Genomic DNA, 18,944 nt, shown 5'->3' on the forward strand with positions numbered 1-18,944 from the left:
TTCCTGATATCATTCCGCTATGCTGCATGATTCAGGAATGACGTCTTACCCTATCTGGTGATTATGAGGAAGGTATGACGAATTAATCTCGGGACTATGGAATGCAGGCTACAATAAACTGTAGTAGTAATTTCGAGATTGCTTCGCTGTATTTACAATGACTAATTGCTGAAAATATAAACCAACATCAAAACGTCATCCCGGCCGTAACGAAGTGGAGAGCCGGGATCTTACAGATCAAGTAGTGCTGGCTGAGCAATGAGTGGGTTTTGATACTATTTCTAAGACATTAGTGATTCTTAGAAAGTTCTTAATAGCAGACCTCACACAACTAAATAACTGAAAACAAAATTGGCACAAGTGGACACTTGCGCCAGTTTCACTTTTTTATATGCTTAGACCAGATGGGGAATGATGTCATATCCTATCTGGTGATTGCGAGGAAGGTATGACGAAGTAATCTCGGGACTATGGAATACAGGCTGCAATGGACTGTAGTAATAACTTCGAGATTGCTTCGCTGTATTTACAATGACTGATTGCTGAAAGTATAAACCAACATAAAACCGTCATCCCGGCCGTAACGAAGTGGAGAGCCGGGATCTCGCTGATCAGTACTGCTAACTGAACAGTGAAGTGGTTTTAATACCGTGTCGGAGACACTCGTGATCATTGGAAAGTTAGTAGTACAGACTACGAACAACTAGGGTACTTAACTTCCCTCTACATAATCAAACAGATAAAGTTTCTGTTCCGATAAATCAAAAAAGAACTTGTAATAATAAAAATTATAAGAATAAGTTACAGATTTTCTAACGTCATAATATCCAGCAAAAAAAATTGAATCTGAATTATGCAATGCAGAAATTAATTGTGATACATAAATGTCATTTTTAGTTTGATTAGCATCTTGTATCTCTTTAATTAGCCTCACTTTATTCTCGTCACTTAATTCATTTAAATTTATCCATTTTAATGTATTCATATCATCTGAATTTTTAGGATACCCATCTAATTTAACATTAATTATAGAATCAGGTAAACTAACAGAATATATTGTTACCTCATCCAGAACCCCTTTAAAAGATTTTTTTTGAGACAAAACACAATAGTCAGGTAAAATCTGATTTTTCAAATCATTCGAACATGAAATGCAAAGAATCATTAATATGGAACAAAAAAACCTATATATCATATCTGATTTAGGTTTAATAACAAGATAATAGGGTAAAAGAATCCTCCTTCTATTCTTCATAAGTTACCCCCTGGCTTAGGTTTGGTTATATGAATAGTACCTGTTCCATATCCCATGAAATTAAAAGGCACAGGGTTACTTGCTCCAAATCCAGTAATCTTTTTAAAAAGTCCAATATTAAAATCAAAACCATCAAAGCCTCCACCATATCGAGGACTGTTTTTAAGACTAATAGTCCCTTTATGCCTATCTAAAAGGTTAACTCTTAAGGTTCCGTATACCCTTGACATAGTATTATTCTCTCGATGGCCTCCATGGAATACTTGAATCAGTTATATGAGTATCAAAAAAAGCAAAAAAGTTTACTTGTGTAAAGGTACCCCCCTTAAAATCTGACACAGAAAAAGTACTAGCTTTAAAACCCATTTTACTTATATCAACATATAATGGCTGACCACTGCCACCACGGTACCATTCTTCAGCTTCCGATAATGTAACTATACCATCCCAATCAGGTCTCGAAGGAAGAGTTAGAAGATGAGAAACCACGCTTTTCATTGCTCCATCAGATAATGAAGTAAGGGCATCCGTAAAAAATGAACCTCCATTATTAAGGATCGAACTCTGGCTCATGCCATTTGTAAATGCACCATCATAAATAATAGCTTCACCTTGCAACCCAAACTCATCAACTCCTCTAAATATACCGTCTGAACCGTAAACTGGATTTAATCCTCCTGTAGGATCAATATTATTAATAGGATTATTCCCATTGCCGTTGTATGGGCTGGCATATTGTCTCATGGGATCAGTGCTAATCCACCTGCCCGTAACAGGATCATACATCCTTAATTCAAAACTATTCCAGCCGGTCTCTTCATCTTCTTCTGCAAAATTACCCTGGTAGCCATATCTAAATTCTTCACGGGTAATGTCTTTTCTTCCATGGTTAAACCAAAGGGATAGAAATCTGAGCCGGCTACTACGTTACCGAGGGTATGGGTTACTTTAAGGTCATCAAAATAAACATCCATATCTTGCTGGTCTTCGTTAGAAACGTAAATATAGATAAATCCTGGTTTTTCTATGGTTACATCTAACTCAGTTTTTGAAAGTATAAACCACCCCTCCTGCCGTAATGAAGTTGAGCCAGAATCTTAATCACCCGTACTACTGGCTTAGCAGTGAGATTCCTGATATCATTCCGCTATGCTACATGATTCAGGAATGACGTCATATTCTATCTGGTAATTACGAGGAAGGTATGACGAAGTAAGCTTGAAGCAATGGAATGCAGACTGCAATAGACTGTAGAAGTAACTTTGAGATTGCTTCGCTGTATTTACAATGACTAATTGCTGAAAGTATAAACCAACATTAAACCGTCATCCCGGCCGTAACGAAGTGGACAGCCGGGATCTCGCTGATCAGTACTGCTAGCAGAACAGTGAAGTGGTTTTAATAATGTGTAGGAGACACTTGTGATCATTGGAAAGTTAGTAGTCACAGACTACGGATAACTGAAAACAAAAATAGGCACAAGTGGACACTTGCGCCAGTTTGGGGAATTTGTATATATTAAAACCCGTATTTTTCGACTCAAAATTCATATGATTACATAATATTTTAGCTAAATTTTTAGATGAAAAAATTACAATTGAACCGTATAAGAAAAAAACTAAAGTATTGGCTATTACCCTAAAAATTATATTAAATTCCATTTTCCGAATAAATTTAATGACCAGCTCAAAACCTATAAAAAAATTTATATTCCACATTGTAATTAGTTCATCTATCGCTCCGTTATTTATAATATAATAATCATAAGAAATAAATAATAATTGTAAAATTGAAACAAATAATGGATAAAACCAGAATCTATATTTTTTTAAAAAAAACCATCCAAGGGTAAAAACAAAAGAAATTATTAGAGTAGGAATCCAGCCAAATGAAGAGGACGTATAAAACAAGTTTATACTTAAATTTATAGCTAAATTAATACTCGTAAGAATAATTATCACAATAAAATTATACATTATTATTTTTTCATCGTTTTGAAACCGATTTCTGTATGCCTCATCATTGAATTGACAAAATTGCTCTTATTATAATTAAAAGGGTTAGCAAAGTGCATATCCATAACTGCATCATCAGGAAAAAATAAAAATTCTCCAACTTCCCAACCAGCTTCCCAACTATGCAGAAAAAAATTGCTTTTCACAATCCCAAGAGCATGTATGTTTTCATGAGCTCCCTTATCCTGATAGTATTTGATTGAATACCCCATATTAGAAAATGTACTTTGCCTAACAAGTCCTGTTCCTGTAATGGAATAAGCATCTGACCACTGATTGCCACTTATATAATTGCTTGAATTATTTAAGGTAGAAAATTTCGTAAAATATTCATGATCACCATTCAGTAATTGAACGTCCTTTCTAACTTGAACCGGATCATAACCCATATCAGTCAAAAATGAAATATTTCCTTCTAATATCGTTAACGCTTCGATCCAGGCCCCGTAATTATCAGTTACTTTATTCCATTCTGTACCATTATTATCTACAAATGATTCTGAGGTTCTATCGTCAAACCATACATAATTACCATCACTATCACGATACCCATCAAGTGGCGCGCCTCCATCAGGGTCATACATTTTCAAAGGATTATTGCCCATCCCTATATAAGGTGAAAAACCTACTTTCTTAGGATCAGTGGCCATCCACCTACCAATAACAGCATCATACATCCTTAATTCAAAACTATTCCAGCCCGTCTCTTCATCTTCTTCTGCAAAATTACCCTGGTAGCCGTATCTAAATTCCTCGCGGGTAATATTTCTTTCTGTCATGATTAAACCAAAGGGTTAGAAATCTGACCCTGATACTACGTTACCGAGGTTATGGGTTACTTTAAGGTCATCAAAATAAACATCCATATCTTGCTGGTCTTCGTTAGAGGCGTAAATATAGATAAATCCTGGTTTTTCTATGGTTACATCTAGCTCAGTTTTTGAACGTATAAAACATCACCCCTAACGTAATGAAGTTGAGCCAGAATCTTAATCATCCGTACTACTGGCTTAGCAGTGAGATTCCTGATATCATTCCACTATGCTACATGATTCAGGAATGACGCCATATCTTATCTGGTGATTATGAGGAAGATATGACGAAGTAATCTCGTGACTATGAAATGCAGGCTAAGATGGACTGTAGTAGTAACTTAGAGATTGCTTCACTACGCTTCGCTGTATTTGCAATAACCAGTATAATTATACGTAACACAATCATTATCGTCATCCCGGCAGTAACGGAGTGAAGAACCTGGATCTCACTGATCAGTACTACTGACTGAGCAGTGAAGCGGTTTTAATATCGTGTCTGAGACACTCGTGATCATTGGAAAGTTAGTAGTCACAGACTACGAACAACTAGGGAAGAGCCGGGATCTCGCTGATCAGATAGTGCTAACAGAACAGTGAGATTCCTGATATCATTCCGCTATGCTGCATGATTCAGGAATGACGTCTTACCCTATCTGGTGATTGCGAGGAAGGTATGACGAAGTAATCTCGGGACTATGGAATACAGGCTGCAATGGACTGTAGTAATAACTTCGAGATTGCTTCGCTGTATTTACAATGACTGATTGCTGAAAGTATAAACCAACATAAAACCGTCATCCCGGCCGTAACGAAGTGGAGAGCCGGGATCTCGCTGATCAGTACTGCTAACTGAACAGTGAAGTGGTTTTAATACCGTGTCGGAGACACTCGTGATCATTGGAAAGTTAGTAGTCACAGACTACGAACAACTAGGGGACCTCACACAACTAGATAACTGAAAACAAAATTGGCACAAGTGGACACTTGCGCCAGTTTCATCTTTTTATATGCTTAGACCAGATGGGGACACTTGCGCCAGTTTTATCTTTTTATATGCTTAGACCAGAGGGGGGTATAAACCAACATCAAACCGCCATCCCGGCCGTAACGAAGTGGAGAGCCGGGATCTTAATGATCAGTACTGTCAACTGAGCAGTGAAGCGGTTTTAATAGCGTGTAGAAGACACTCGTGATCATTTAAAAGTTCATAGTCGCAGACTACGAACGACTAGGCTCAATAGTTTCGGTAAAAAAACGGATTTTTTGCTTCATAAATCTTTTTTGTCTAAGGTATGTACTAACGTAATTAGCAAAATGTAACCAAAAAAATATTATCGATAATATGAATGAATATTTATATGCAAATCCACAAATAAATGTGATTATAAAAAGAAAAAGAAAAATTTTAGGCAAGGTGTACAAAATAACAACTACAGATTTTTCCACCTTTATCTGCCCTCTAATAATATAAGCAAACCGGCTGTTTCCACTCTGTTTATTAAAAATATTATTTTTAAATAAAATATCATTTCCATCTATTATTACATTGTTATTTTTTTCTTTCACTAAAACGTTCTTTATATAATGCAAAATAGCTTCATTACGACTTAAATCTATTTCGATAGGTATTATTATTTTCATAAAATATTTATCATTTGGAAAAAACACGCCCTCCATGACCAACCCATTCAGCATAAGGATAAACTGATTTTCCCCATTTTGCACCAACTTTAAGCCCAGGAGCATCCCCCCTCCCAATGAAATCCCTTTCCAATCAACTACACCATGTTGCCCAGGATATATATCAACAACACCCTTCTCAACAGTACTCACCGAATTACTCCAAAAATATGATCCTCCATAATTTCCAACTCCTCCACCATACATGCTAAAAGTTCCAAGCCAACTATCCGCGGTAACATTCCCTAAACTTTTAACAGCTGCAAAACCATATACTCCAATACTTCCTTCCAACCCTATTTGCCCTCCTACCTTATCGTAAACCCAAAAAGAGCCTTTAACTTTCCCGGATAAAAAGTAAACCCCTTCGAATCCTCCATTTAGGCCACCTCCAAACGTGCCACTATACTCTACTCCAAATCCGATAGCATCCAAGTCAGGTATACTTACATTTAACGCTTTCGCGAATGCTTGAGGGTCAAGCTTAAAAGGGTTAGAAGTTTCATAATCAGTGTTTATTTGATAAGTAACGTCATCACCAGGTTGAATTATCCTCCCAATTTCATCGCCGTTTTTGTTTTGAAAAATTATGTCTAAAGGACTACCACCATCAGGGTCATACATTTTTAAAGGATTATTGCCCATTCCTATATAAGGTGAAAAACCTACTTTCTTAGGATCAGTAGCCATCCACCTACCAATAACAGGATCATACATCCTTAATTCAAAACTATTCCAGCCCGTCTCTTCATCTTCTTCCGCAAAATTACCCTGGTAGGCGTATCTTGCTGGCCTTCGTTAGAGGCGTAAATATAGATAAAATCATATATCATCAAATAGAGAAATTCACCTTGAATTTTTGTAACTCTTTTGATCGATTGCAAAAAAGGAAAGATAATTAGGCTATGGAACCCAGGCTGCAATAGACTCTAGAAGTAACTTTAAGATTACTTCATTGCACTTCGCTGGATTGGCAATGACCAGTTGTTGGAAGGATAAATCCACATCAAACCGTCATTCCGGCCGTAACGGAGTGGAGAGCCAGGGTATTAATGATCAGTACTGCTGGCTGAGCAGAAAGGGTATTTTAATACCGTGTCGGAGACACTCCTGATCATTTGAAAGTTCGTAGTTACAGACTACGAACAACTAGTAAAAAAAGTTTTTATTTTTTAAAAATTACATATAAAGTTTCTTCAAAGGGTGAGTATATAAATAAATACACTCCAATAGGATAAGCGCTAATGTAACTATAATAGTTACCGGACTGGCTCATTAAGTCATTTCTCTGAAATTCAGACGAACAGAAACTATTTGATAAATTACTAGAATATGCAATATCAAAATGATATGCCCCCCTCTCCTTTGGTATTGGAGTATGTTTCCAATATGAAAAATCCATATTAGTTAGTTGGTTGGTATTAAAGACTTTTTCATACTTAGGATAATTTTCTTTTAAGCTTAACTCATCTAAACCTCCTATTTCATATTCATAAAAATCGAAAGTAGCCCCATCTGTTGTTAATCCTATCAGATCTTCGTAACAAGTCAAATTTACATTAAAATTAGACTTGTTAAACAGATATCTTGTAAAACCTTTTCTAGTTATGACATCGTTATCTTTCCAAATAAAATAACGCATAGCAATGCACACTATGAGACTGTCAATTCATCTCTGTCTAAACTTTGGATATAAAGAAATAATGTTTAGACTAAAGAGCAATGAACAAACAAGAGAAAGAAGAATTAAAGGAAAAAGCACTTAAACAATTTTTAAAAGGAGAATCTCTATTTGGTAAGGATGGGGCTTTCAGCCCCATGTTGAAGGAGTTCTTAGAAGAAGCTCTGGAAGCAGAAATGGAGGATCACCTATCCAGTGAAGAAAAAGGACGCTCTCATGGCAATAAGCGCAATGGCAAAGGCCAGAAAACAGTTAAGAGTAGTTTAGGAGACGTTGAGATAAATACTCCTCAAGATCGTCATAGCAGCTTTGAGCCAAGAATAGTAGAGAAACGCCAGCGTATACTGGCAGACAATCTTGAGAAGCAAATAATAGCCATGTATGGGCTAGGTAATAGTTTGAGAGATATTCAAGAGCACATCAAGGAGATGTATGACACAAATATATCAACAGAGGTGTTAAGTGATATCACAGACCGAGTGATCCCTAAAGTAAAGGAGTGGCAAAATAGGCCATTAGAATCGGTCTATTGTATTGTTTGGCTAGATGCCATGCATTTCAAGGTGCGAGATGAAGGTAAGGTGAAGCATAAAGCCCTTTATAATATTTTAGGGATCAATAAGCAGGGCAACAAGGAGATATTGGGCATGTACCTATCAGAAAGCGAAGGAGCTAATTTTTGGCTTCAGATACTTACTGAGCTACAAAATAGAGGCTTGAAAGATATTTTGATAGCCTGCACTGATAACTTGAAAGGTTTTAGTGAAGCGATACACTCCATCTACCCACAAACAGATGTTCAACTTTGTGTAGTTCATCAGATTCGAAATAGCTTGAAATATGTAGCCAGTAAAGAACAGAAAGTGTTTATACAAGATCTTAAATTAGTTTATCAAGCAGACACAAAAGATCAGGCAGAGACTGCTTTATTAGAACTGGAAGAAAAATGGGGAAAGAAATATCCTGTGGTGATACGATCTTGGAATGATAACTGGGAACTACTTAGCACTTATTTCGATTACAGTAAACCCATAAGAAAGTTAATATACACTACAAATCCAGTGGAGGGCTTTCATAGACAAGTAAGAAAAGTTACCAAGAGTAAGGGAGCATTTACCAGTGATATGGCCTTGATGAAATTAGTTTACTTAGTTTGCAGACGTATTGAGAAAAAATGGACTTCACCTTTGCGGAATTGGGGTTTGACGGTGCAGCAATTAGCCATTAGATTTGAGGGAAGATTGGAACTGGAACTAAAAACCAGTCAAACCAAAAAATAAAAAATTCCCTCCCAGGGGCTAGCCCCTGGGAGGGAAGCAGACAGAGATGAGCTAACACTCCCCGATTGAGCTGGATTTTAAGCCGCCCAAATTGTGTTTTTTGCCCATTCGGATTTCTCAGGATTAAAGTATTCAGCTCCATCTTCTCTACTTGCAATTCTTAACCGTTCTCCAGTGGAAAGTTGATAGTCAAAACCAAATAGAAAGAAGCCTTCGTTAAACCCCTTGCAATGATGCTTGATTGTAATTGTATTTTCTGAACTCCAATCTATCCAAGTATTATCCTTGCTCTGATGATAAATAGTTATAGCATGAGTACAACCACTGTTTTCGAATCGAGAAAAATAAGTTCTGAATATTAATAGTTTGTCAGAAAGAACATTTTGGATTTCTTGACCTTCAACATAATAATCAAATTGAGAGAGTTCCTTGTGGATTTCTTTGAGATACTCCGTCAAAATTTTGTCGTCATAAATCCTCTTCTTTAATTCTTCACAAATGAAGTTTGCTGAGTCTATAATGTTTTCGTTGCTAGTGTATTGTGGATTACAATAGCCATTAATAGCAATATTGATTGCTACAGATAAATCTAGACTATTAAAGTAATGTTGGTTGGGATCAAACATTGAACTTATCAGTCCTTTAACAGGGGATTGGCTAAATGCATAATCCAAGTCAAAGTCATCTGCTATAGAAAACTTCGAACTAATGGTTTCTATAAAGTCTGGTAGAAAAAGTTCATTGAAGTATTTCCTTTTTCCATGGTTAATATGCTTGTTAATCCAGTAGGTCTTTAAAGCAAAATTTTGAAGCTGTTTAATCATAGTTTTTTGTTTGAGTTTGTGATGTCAATAAACTGCCTAAGCATTTCATAGCCATCAACAGAATCGATAATATCTATTCCATTTAGAGTTTTTAGTTTTATTATTTCATTCGAATTTTTGATTCTCTTGATCATAGGAACAATGCTTCTAAGAAGACGATTATAGTATCTTACAAGGTCGCTCTTTTTGTTTGGTAATTTATAACCATATTCTCCCTCCATACTAACGATAAGGATACCTTGATCTCTTAAGAATCCAATTCTATGTCTTAACTGTTGTTCTGAATAGTTTGGGTTTATTCTTTTTGCAATGGTCAAGAGATCGTTGGTGCTAACAACCTTATTTTTGTTAGATCTAAAAATCATTAAAAGAAATCGAATGATTTCTTTATCCTCTTCCTTCACGTCACCATTACTGGTTTCAAGAAAATTAAGGGCAACTTCGATGGCAATTTCTGTTACCGCAGCGTTTTCCTCGTCATTTTCATCAATTTCTTTTCCTAAATAGTTCTCTTTGGCGTAAGGGAAGAATTCTAAGAAAATACGACTGCTTAACTTCTCAAATATCGAGGAGCTTCTTTCATCATAATGACTAGTTGAGTAAATCTTACCTAAGCATCCAGCGATAAAGTCTGCGAATTGAATCAAAGGTTCTTCAGATTGATCATCAGCCAGCTTATAAAGTCTATCTGGATTAAATAGGTCTCTCTGAATACTATTCTTGTAAATGTGGTCTGATAAACTTGATTGAAAGTGTGCGTCACCAATTTTATCTGCATATATCTCAAATTGATTGAAGTTATTGGAGAGCTTTTGAGTAAATATTCGCTGGAAGAATTTGTAGAATACTTTCTTTTTCTTTGAGTCCCACACTGTCAATTTTTGACTTATCAACTACAAGTGTGAAAATATAGAAGTTTAATTTGAGTAATTCTTCAATTACTTGTAATCTCTTTTCAAATCCTTTTTTGTTGTTTCCAACACTACTTGATTTAATAGTTCTTCCTTGGAAATATTTTGTGCTGATTAGGTCTCTCATTTCACGTGCATGGTCAATGTTTTCTTCACTTATCCCAATTGCACAATAGACAAAATGAGAGGTGGTTCCTTGTTTTTCAATGTTCAAGGAGTTAGTGCCAAATTCATCAATAAAAAAGTACCCTTTGGTCATCGCATAAAAGTATTTTCCCATAACACCCGTATCAGGGATACAAACATATCCTTTCACTCTATTATAAAATTAAGTTAAGGATAAATATTATTTAACAAATACTATTTTTAAAAAATCGATTTGATTGTCTTCAATTTATTCCTTCAGTAAGTCTTAACTAGACGAATATTATACACTTAATATTCTTTTTAGGAAGTGAAATACGGTCAGTACTAGTTATATAAACAACCACAACCTAAGCAGCGGTAATTCTACTTACGCTAACCACCTATTGCTCCAAAACATATTCAAAACCCTCTTTTTCAGGTACTTGTAACATTTTTCGCTCACTAAGAATGACAGTTGTGTGAAAGTATTATCAAATAGCACGTATATAAAAAAGTCAAAAAGATTGAGATCCAGTTAAATCATAAATCAGTACCGATCGTCTGACACTTCGACACGGCTCAGTGTGACTCGGCTGTGGTTTCATCTTGCTGTACCGTTGTGAGGTGAAAGAGGTTTGAAAAATAGGCTACAGGTCCCGCCATGCCCTACATGGTGACACTGCTCCATATCATTAAACTTAAGACCAACATTCCCTTACCACCAACATAGGCACTAGCCGGAGTTATAAAATAATGATGGAGCTTTTTTTTCCTTTTTTAGGGCATTTTCAAAACCTTGGTTCTGAGTTTGATGATAAGGGCATTACAAATGCCCGTGAAGATATCAATCGCAATATAATTGAGATTGAGCTGATGAGCACGCGTATTGCTTCGCTAAGCGCGCTAGATGAGACCAATCTTCGAGTTTTTGAGATTTCAGTTAAATAAATTACGCTTTAATATTGGCGAGCTCATTATCGAGGCTATAACGGATAGAATCAATTGCTTCTTGCTGTTTCTCATGGCAAGAGAAGACTGCCTGTACAAAATTGAATATGCTTTTTTATTATTCTTTGTATTCAATTTATTACTAAATATAACCGCAAAAGGCGCAATTACAACATCTACTCGCAATTGGAAAGTGCTTATTTTAGTCCAACATCACATTAACCACTGGAGCCTGATTTCTGAGGGAATGAAGAAAGGGAATAAATAAAAAAAGCCACTTACAACTTGATGTTATAAGCGGCTTTTAAGTGATCCCGCAGGGACTCGAACCCCGAACCTACTGCTTAGAAGGCAGTTGCTCTATCCAGTTGAGCTACGGAACCATTATCTTAAAAAAGGGCCTTTTTAAAGCATCCAGGCTGCTTTTAGCCTTTTTGCCTGTCCCTATTGTTTAAGGTGGTGCAAATATAAAACTCAGGATTAAAAACACAAACTATCCTGCAGTAATTTTTAATTTTATTTAATCTTTTTCTATTTCAGGATCTTAATTGTGATGTCATGCGGTGCTGTTTCATCACCTCCAAAATATGGAAAAAGTAAGTAATTGACCGTCTCAGTGCAGTTTCCTCCTCTTACCATTTCTACTTCTGTCTTTCCGTTTACGGTGAAAAAATATTTTTCTCCATCTGAAAGAATTTTGAACTCATTACTTTCATTAAGCTCCACGGCAGTGATGAACTCAGAGTTTTCTCACGCCATCCACATAACAATAAGCAAACACTTGCAGCTCATCATTATACCATCGCCAGCCAAACCTGGCACTATTCTCATGGTGGTGAGCTCCGCAATCAGAAAACCCCATCAACTTATTGATATCGGCCTGATTGGCTTCAGCTTCCGTTTTATAAACCGCCGAACTATCAAACAGGGCAGTAAACACCAGTTCATCATCAGAAAAGCCTTCCGGCATAGGGTTAGAACTATGACTACCGGCCCTTATGGTATACCATTCATTGGCATTTCTTTCTAAAGGATTATCAATCTCCACTTCACAAGCAGCTAATGAAAATACGCACATTAGCCCCCAACACACTCTTTTGATCATAACTATCTCAGGTATCTAAAATTTGTTTTTTTCAAGCCGAAGCGCACTCCGAGGTTAAATGAATACAAGCGTCCTGTTTTGGTGTCAGTAAAGGCAGCGCCATCTACTGATGACATAAAACTCAAATCACCGGTGGCCTCGGCAAAAAAATGTATGAACTCCAGCTCTGATTGCAGCTGATATTCTACGCCAAGGCCAAGAGATAAACTCATACTCTTCAGCTTGCCTAAGTAAGGCTCAGCCCCTTTCCTATCTCCTTCGTCTCCTCTACCCTCTTCATCTACATATGCCCCATAAAACTTGTATCTCTGCCTGCTTACGCCTGAGATTACATAGGGAGCAATACCCAGAGGTTTTATCCCAAATGCTCTTAAAAAATATAGGTGATTTGTAATTCCAAATTCAAATAAGTCTATGGTCTTCTGGCTTTGGTTGGACGCATAATACCAGCCAGCTGCATTAATACTTATTTGATCAAAATCATTACCTAAAACTAAAGAGGCTTTTCCGCCCTCTTGGATAGCATGGTAATCATTCAATTGGTCGATATTACTATTAAAAACAAGGCTCTTAACACCAAAAGACACGCCTATTCCACTGTATTTTAAAAATGATTTGTCAGCCGGATTATATTTTTTCTCCCAATAAATATCCTGCTGGCCGTATCCCTGATAGCAAAACAATAGGTTGAAACCCATGAAAAAAATGATGCATAGAATAGGATATCGAGTGTTTTTAGCCATAATTAGTATTAATATCTGGTACAAAGATGATGATCAGTGTGCCGCTTTCTTTCAGGGTTTACCCCGATTAATAAAAATCAGAAATACAACCAGAAGAACGACTAATTAAAGCCAACAGAGAGTATTTAGATGGTAGAACGACAATAACTAGAAATTCGTTTATTCAAATTGACTTAATACCCTAATCCGTTTAAGGGATAGTCTTTATGCACTAATCGCTTATAGTCATAAAAAAAGCCCTAAGTGGCAGTACTTAGAGCTTTTCTCATGTATTAATGTTAGATCGATTTATTCGTCTTTCAGGCTATTGACAGGGTTTACTACCGCCGCTTTAAATGACTTATACCCCACGGTAACTACCGCTATAAAAAGGGTGGCTAAAAAAGCAACTATAAAGAACAATGGCCCTATTTCTACTCTGTAATTGAAATTCTCAAGCCAGGAATCCATCACATACCAAGCCACCGGCGCAGCGATTATAAAAGAAATACCTATAAGCTTGAAAAAAGACCATGAAAAGATGCCTACAATGTTAGCCACTGAAGCGCCTAACACTTTACGAACCCCTATTTCCTTCACCTTCTGGTTAACCATAAAAGAAGCTAATGCAAACAGCCCCAAGCAGCCAATCAGTATGGCTACACCTGAGAAGAAACTAAAGATTTTAGCCATCTTCTGCTCCTCTTCGTAGAAGCCTGCAATGTAATCATCCACAAAATTATAATCGTAATCAAACTCAGGATAGAGCTTTTGCCATATGGCTTTTATCTGATCATTGGTGTCACTAAAATTAGAAAGGTTCACCTTAACCGTAAGCTGCCTGTAACTATTAATTGAACTCATAAACATGACCGGAGTGACTTTATCATGCAAGTCAACAGAATTAAAATCATCCATCACCCCCACAATAGGCACATGGATACCATGCACTTTAATCATCTCTCCCAAAATCTCATCCTCTTTACCTTTGTAGCCTATGTATTCCAGCAGATTTTTAGTGATTAACACTTCATTTACGGTATCAGATGGATTTACATTTCTACCCTTTAAGAGCTTAATTTGGTAAATATCGAGATAATCATTATCACCATATTTCATTGATGTATAATACTCCTCAGCATCATCAGATACATTAAAGTTACTCACTGACACTGAAGAAGAACTTGGATTAGTGTATACTAAGCTCGCTTGCTCTATGTTCGCTAATTTCTCCACCTCAGCCTTCAATACTTTTTTCTTATCAGGATCTCTCTCCGGTATTCTGATATTTACCAGCGCATCTGTAGTAAAGCCAAGATCCACGCTATTGAGCAAGTTCATTTGGCTAATGATCACTATGGTACCCACAATAAATACCTGAGAGATGAAAAACTGGAAAACTACCAACCCTTGCCTTAAGGAAAAAGCTCCGCTGTGCTTAGTGGTAATCAGGTTTTTCAGCGCAAGCGCAGGTTTAAAATTAGAAAGCACCAAAGCAGGATAAAAACCTGCTAACAAGGTGATAAGCAGCGAACCTGCCAGCACCTGAACTATAAATAGCGGCTCTCCCCACGGGATATCTAATGCTACCTGCATAAAAGGATTTACGTACAGAATCATGAGCTCGGCAAGGCTTAGCCCAATAATTACAGCCACCAATACTACGGCCAGTGATTCGGCTAAAAACTGAAGCACTAACTGCGTTCTGGTACCTCCCAGCACCTTCCTCACCCCTACTTCGCGCGACCGGCGAACAGCTACTGCTGTAGATAGGTTAACAAAATTAATACAAGCCGTTAATAGTAGAAATATAGCGATAAACACCATAACCAGTATCTCATTTTTACTGGTAGTATAAAATCTATAGTTGCTATAATTATCATTAAAATGCAGGTCTGACATAGGCTGGAGGTCATAACGCTCGTTACCATTATCTTCACCGAAATTTTTGATTACAAATTCATCTAAACGAGCACGGTACCTATCCGGATTATCATTTTCTGACAATAAAATATAGCACTGATCATCACTATCTACACTGCCCCACCCGTGAGCTAACACTTCTTTTTTAATAGTAGCATACGAAATGAAAATTTCAAAAGGCATATCACTATGCGGAGAAGGATCGGCCATTATGCCAGTAATCTTCAATTGTGAATCTTTGTTATATACAATGGTTTTACCGAGTGCATCTCCATCAGGAAAAAACTTTTTAGCTACCGATTCTGAAAGAACCACTTTATCAGGCCCTTCCAGGGCTGATGTCATATCTCCTTGCTTCCAAGCTACCGTAAACAAATCGAAATAGCCTGGTTCTGTAAAAGCCAAACGCTCCTGCTTCAGCTCAAAGTAGGTAGGCCTATCAGAATCAGCATTTACAGTAACTAGCTTGGTGCCATACATATTTCTCACAAAGATCACTTTCTCAAATTCTGAAAAATCTTCTTTAATGGCATCGGGTAATGGCCCTGGTACTCCCGGTGTATAGTCACGCTCTCCCCCTGCTCCATCAGAAGAATTGACTAGTCGGTAGATTCTATCCTTGTTAACCTGAAAATCATCAAACGTATTAGAATACTGAGCTAACATTAAGAGCACTACACTACAGGCAATGCCCAACGACAGCCCCAGCACATTCACCACAGTGTACAGCTTATTTCGCGATAGATTCCGGAGTGCGGTTTTAATATAATTTTTGACCATTGAAGTTGTTATTTGAGTTTTACTGTTGTTGTTATTCGTTTTTCAAGATGTCTATAGGGTTGTAAGGAATTATATTTTTAAAGTTAAATAGGTCCTACTCCTCCTTCAAGCTCTTCACAGGATCTACCACTGCTGCTTTTATAGACTGGTAACTTACCGTAAGCCAAGCGATAGATATGGCACAAAAGCCGGAGATAGCATATATTTCCCAGCCAATATCGATTCTGATCACAAACTGCTCTAACCACTTACTCATCAACCACCATACTACTGGTATAGAAATAAAAAGAGAGATTATAATAAGCTTAGAAAAGTTGCTATTCAGCAAAATCACTATTTGTGCTACTGAAGCCCCCAACACTTTTCTAACTCCTATTTCCTTATTTCTCTGAGCTGCCATAAAAGAAGCCAGTCCGAACAACCCTAAACAGGCTATCAATAATGCCAGAGTAGCAAAAACACTGAATAATGAGCCTAGTTTTTGCTCGTTTTGGTACTGTTCCGCAAAGCTTTCATCTAAAAAGACATAATCAAGCGGAACTGATTCGGAAAGCACTTTCCAATTAGTCTCTAACGAAGCTATCACCTCCTGCAGCCTTTGTGGGTCATATTTTACGGCCAGCAGCCTATTGTCATTGAAGAGATTAGCTTCAGTATGAAATATGGCTAAAGGCGGAATTTGAAATTTCACAGAAATCATATTAAAGTCAGACACCACACCGATAACATGAAATTCCACAGACTCAAAGTACTCAACTTTCTGCCCAAGTACATCGTCCAAGCTCCAGCCAAAAGCCTTCATAGCACGTTCATTTATGATTATGGCTGACTTATCCGAAGGGTTAGATTTCACAAAATTTCTCCCTGCCAGCAGTTTCATATCCAGCAAAGGCACATAATCTTCATCGCCTTTTACTGTAGCTAATGATATTTTTTTCTCTGGCTGACCTTCTTTGTAGAAAAGATCCTCAAGGGCGTTTGAAGTATTCCCTCCCATAACACTGCCTAATGCTGCGGCATGAACTCCTGAAACCTTATTCATCTCTTGCTTAAAGGCATTCATTTGATCATGCAGCTTATCTACCTCTTTCACTACTAACACATGATCTTTATTCATGCCCAAATCTGTAGTCTCACAGTATTTAAGTTGCTTATAAATCACAAAAGTACTTGCGACCAAAATAATGGCTATGCTAAACTGAAATACCACCAAAACATTTCTTAAACTGGCGCTTTTAGCTCCACTGGCTACGTTTCCCTTCAAAACCCTGGCAGGCTGAAAAGAGGTGAGATAAAATGCAGGATATAAGCCCGCTAATACGCCTAAAAATAATGGCAATACCATCACTGCACCCAAAATGCGAGCATCCGACATAATACCAGTACTTAAATTAAGATCTAAGTAATCTACCATAGAAAACCTTAGCAGCTCAGCAAAGCCCAGCCCTATTAGCGTGGCTATAGAACTCAGCATAACCGATTCCAATAAAAACTGACGTATAAGGTGCGCCCTGCCTGAACCTAAAACCTTCTTCACGCCTATTTCTTTAGCTCTATTAGCGGCTCTGGCCGTGGTTAAATTCACAAAGTTGATACCTGCCAATAGCATAATGAATATCGCGACTGTGCCAAATATATAGATGTAAGTCATGTCATTAACCGGTTCCAGATTACCTCCTACTGACGCATTAAGATGAATATCTTCTACTGGTTGCAATTCAAAATCCAGTTTTCCTTTCTGGCTTTCAAAATCTACCATAGATATCCCTAATCTTTTAAATGCATCTAAGGCATATTTGTGAGCCAGTCCATGCATGCCTTCTTCTACCTTTTCTACGCCATCTTTCAACCTGACGTAAGTGTACATTTGTGTCCAAATCCAACTCCATTCAAAACGCTTCACATGAGGATTGGTGGGCATAGATAACAGTAAATCGAAGTGGATATGGGCATTAGTAGGCTGCTTTTCTGCTACACCCGTTACCTCCACAGGGGTTTTATCATCTCCTAACAATATGGTTTTACCCAAGGCAGAGTCATCTCCAAAAAATCTGCCTGCCGCTTCTTCTGAAAGCACCACGGCATTCATCTGACTCAAAGCTTTATCAGGGCTACCTTCCTGAAGTTTGAAACCAAAAAAATCGAAGAAATTAGAATCAACTGCCAATATGCTGCTTTCCCTGAAGGAATTATAAGTGCCGCCATGCTCTATATTAACAATGGCAGCATTCGGAGTATTTATTCTTACGGTGGCTTCTACTTCCGGAAACTCTGCCGCCATAGCATCAGCCACTGGCGGCGGTGTACGGCTCATCCAGCCCCCTTCCGGGTCCCAGATATTAGTTTGATTTACCCGGTATATCTCACTTCCATTTACATGAAAATTATCATAACTTAACTCATGCAATAAGTAAACACTAATAAGCAGAGATACTGCCACGCCTACGGATAACCCTAGGATATTCAGTCCAGCATAAAACTTATTCCTCAAGAAATTCCTAATCGCTATTTTGAAGTAATTTTTAATCATGCTATGTAAGTGAAGTTAATTGTAATTACTTATTACTTGCCAAAAGAAATGCCATCCCCTTTAATACGTAAATTGACCACATTTTGCCAGTAAGATGTATCAGATACATGACAACCAACTGTATTAAAATTGATACACTTTTAATCTTCTTTCAAGCTGTGAACAGGGTTGGTAAGTGCTACTTCTTGTATCCTCTGGATAGCTCGGATCGCAGACAAATTAATAAAGTTAACAGCGTTTCATATTAAGATAAAATGCTAATAGAAATGCCACATCAATTTTCTTGTTCTAAACAGTATTTACAGATAATTACTGCATCAAAAGCATGACAAATGAGTGCATTAGAAAT

At 37.3% G+C, this 18,944-nt stretch carries 16 protein-coding genes, 1 tRNA gene and 1 pseudogene; 2 read left to right on the forward strand and 16 right to left on the reverse strand.

The annotated features are described in order from the left end of the window. Positions 1–712: 712 nt before the first annotated feature. The 7 genes and pseudogenes from LVD15_RS23330 to LVD15_RS23360 all read right to left on the reverse strand — a co-directional run bounded on the left by LVD15_RS23330 (position 713) and on the right by LVD15_RS23360 (position 7,407). A complete protein-coding gene (locus LVD15_RS23330) occupies positions 713–1,135 on the reverse strand; it encodes a hypothetical protein (protein ID WP_233777596.1) in 423 nt (140 codons plus the stop codon). A gap of 116 nt (positions 1,136–1,251) precedes the next feature. Continuing rightward, on the reverse strand, positions 1,252–1,485 hold the full coding sequence (locus LVD15_RS23335) for a hypothetical protein (RefSeq protein ID WP_233777597.1): 234 nt from the start codon (positions 1,483–1,485) through the stop codon (positions 1,252–1,254). Between the two features lie 4 nt (positions 1,486–1,489). Further along, positions 1,490–2,128, reverse strand: coding sequence for an RHS repeat-associated core domain-containing protein (locus LVD15_RS23340; protein WP_233781001.1), 639 nt, complete (start codon positions 2,126–2,128; stop codon positions 1,490–1,492). Further along, complete coding sequence (locus LVD15_RS23345) at positions 2,044–2,229, reverse strand: hypothetical protein (RefSeq protein WP_233777598.1); 186 nt, start codon at positions 2,227–2,229, stop codon at positions 2,044–2,046. The genes LVD15_RS23340 and LVD15_RS23345 overlap by 85 nt, the downstream gene beginning before the upstream one ends. Positions 2,230–3,233: 1,004 nt before the next feature. Beyond that, the gene (locus tag LVD15_RS23350) at positions 3,234–4,052 is read right to left on the reverse strand and encodes an RHS repeat-associated core domain-containing protein (protein WP_305038986.1); all 819 of its coding nucleotides are present in this window, start codon (positions 4,050–4,052) and stop codon (positions 3,234–3,236) included. A 1,251-nt stretch (positions 4,053–5,303) separates the two neighbouring features. Then, a pseudogene (locus LVD15_RS23355) lies at positions 5,304–6,539 on the reverse strand (RHS repeat domain-containing protein); the annotation flags it as partial. A gap of 391 nt (positions 6,540–6,930) precedes the next feature. After that, entirely contained in the window at positions 6,931–7,407 is a 477-nt protein-coding gene (locus LVD15_RS23360; protein WP_233777600.1) for a hypothetical protein, read from the reverse strand. An 80-nt stretch (positions 7,408–7,487) separates the two neighbouring features. Here LVD15_RS23360 and LVD15_RS23365 point away from each other — a divergent pair, with 80 nt between their 5' ends. Continuing rightward, the gene (locus tag LVD15_RS23365; RefSeq protein WP_233775818.1) at positions 7,488–8,726 is read left to right on the forward strand and encodes an IS256 family transposase; all 1,239 of its coding nucleotides are present in this window, start codon (positions 7,488–7,490) and stop codon (positions 8,724–8,726) included. Between the two features lie 77 nt (positions 8,727–8,803). Here the strand turns inward: LVD15_RS23365 and LVD15_RS23370 are convergent, their stop codons facing one another. The 3 genes from LVD15_RS23370 to LVD15_RS23380 are packed head-to-tail and all read right to left on the reverse strand — an operon-like array spanning position 8,804 to position 10,777. Further along, positions 8,804–9,550 carry a hypothetical protein gene (locus LVD15_RS23370; RefSeq protein ID WP_233777601.1) on the reverse strand — a complete coding sequence of 249 codons (747 nt, stop codon included), beginning with the start codon at positions 9,548–9,550 and terminating at the stop codon, positions 8,804–8,806. Continuing rightward, complete coding sequence (locus LVD15_RS23375) at positions 9,547–10,422, reverse strand: hypothetical protein (RefSeq protein ID WP_233777602.1); 876 nt, start codon at positions 10,420–10,422, stop codon at positions 9,547–9,549. Before LVD15_RS23375 ends, LVD15_RS23370 begins: the two co-directional genes overlap by 4 nt. After that, the gene (locus tag LVD15_RS23380; RefSeq protein ID WP_233777603.1) at positions 10,349–10,777 is read right to left on the reverse strand and encodes a DUF3800 domain-containing protein; all 429 of its coding nucleotides are present in this window, start codon (positions 10,775–10,777) and stop codon (positions 10,349–10,351) included. Before LVD15_RS23380 ends, LVD15_RS23375 begins: the two co-directional genes overlap by 74 nt. A 563-nt stretch (positions 10,778–11,340) precedes the next feature. Here LVD15_RS23380 and LVD15_RS23385 point away from each other — a divergent pair. Continuing rightward, positions 11,341–11,535: a hypothetical protein gene (locus LVD15_RS23385; RefSeq protein WP_233777604.1), complete on the forward strand. Its 195-nt coding sequence runs from the start codon at positions 11,341–11,343 to the stop codon at positions 11,533–11,535. A gap of 309 nt (positions 11,536–11,844) precedes the next feature. On the opposite strand, the gene LVD15_RS23390 is transcribed toward LVD15_RS23385, so the two are convergent. The 6 genes from LVD15_RS23390 to LVD15_RS23415 form a co-directional block, all read right to left on the reverse strand. Then, a tRNA-Arg gene (locus LVD15_RS23390) sits at positions 11,845–11,918 on the reverse strand. A 148-nt stretch (positions 11,919–12,066) separates the two neighbouring features. After that, positions 12,067–12,261, reverse strand: a complete 195-nt coding sequence (locus tag LVD15_RS23395) for a hypothetical protein (protein WP_233777605.1) — start codon at positions 12,259–12,261, stop codon at positions 12,067–12,069. Between the two features lie 13 nt (positions 12,262–12,274). After that, positions 12,275–12,640 carry a hypothetical protein gene (locus tag LVD15_RS23400; RefSeq protein WP_233777606.1) on the reverse strand — a complete coding sequence of 122 codons (366 nt, stop codon included), beginning with the start codon at positions 12,638–12,640 and terminating at the stop codon, positions 12,275–12,277. A gap of 2 nt (positions 12,641–12,642) precedes the next feature. Continuing rightward, the gene (locus tag LVD15_RS23405) at positions 12,643–13,383 is read right to left on the reverse strand and encodes a hypothetical protein (protein WP_233777607.1); all 741 of its coding nucleotides are present in this window, start codon (positions 13,381–13,383) and stop codon (positions 12,643–12,645) included. A 288-nt stretch (positions 13,384–13,671) separates the two neighbouring features. Continuing rightward, entirely contained in the window at positions 13,672–16,065 is a 2,394-nt protein-coding gene (locus tag LVD15_RS23410) for an ABC transporter permease (RefSeq protein WP_233777608.1), read from the reverse strand. Positions 16,066–16,159: 94 nt separating this feature from the next. Next, positions 16,160–18,595: an ABC transporter permease gene (locus LVD15_RS23415; RefSeq protein ID WP_233777609.1), complete on the reverse strand. Its 2,436-nt coding sequence runs from the start codon at positions 18,593–18,595 to the stop codon at positions 16,160–16,162. Between the last annotated feature and the right edge of the window lie 349 nt (positions 18,596–18,944).

This window comes from Fulvivirga maritima (assembly GCF_021389955.1).
In the GTDB taxonomy this organism is placed as follows: domain Bacteria; phylum Bacteroidota; class Bacteroidia; order Cytophagales; family Cyclobacteriaceae; genus Fulvivirga; species Fulvivirga maritima.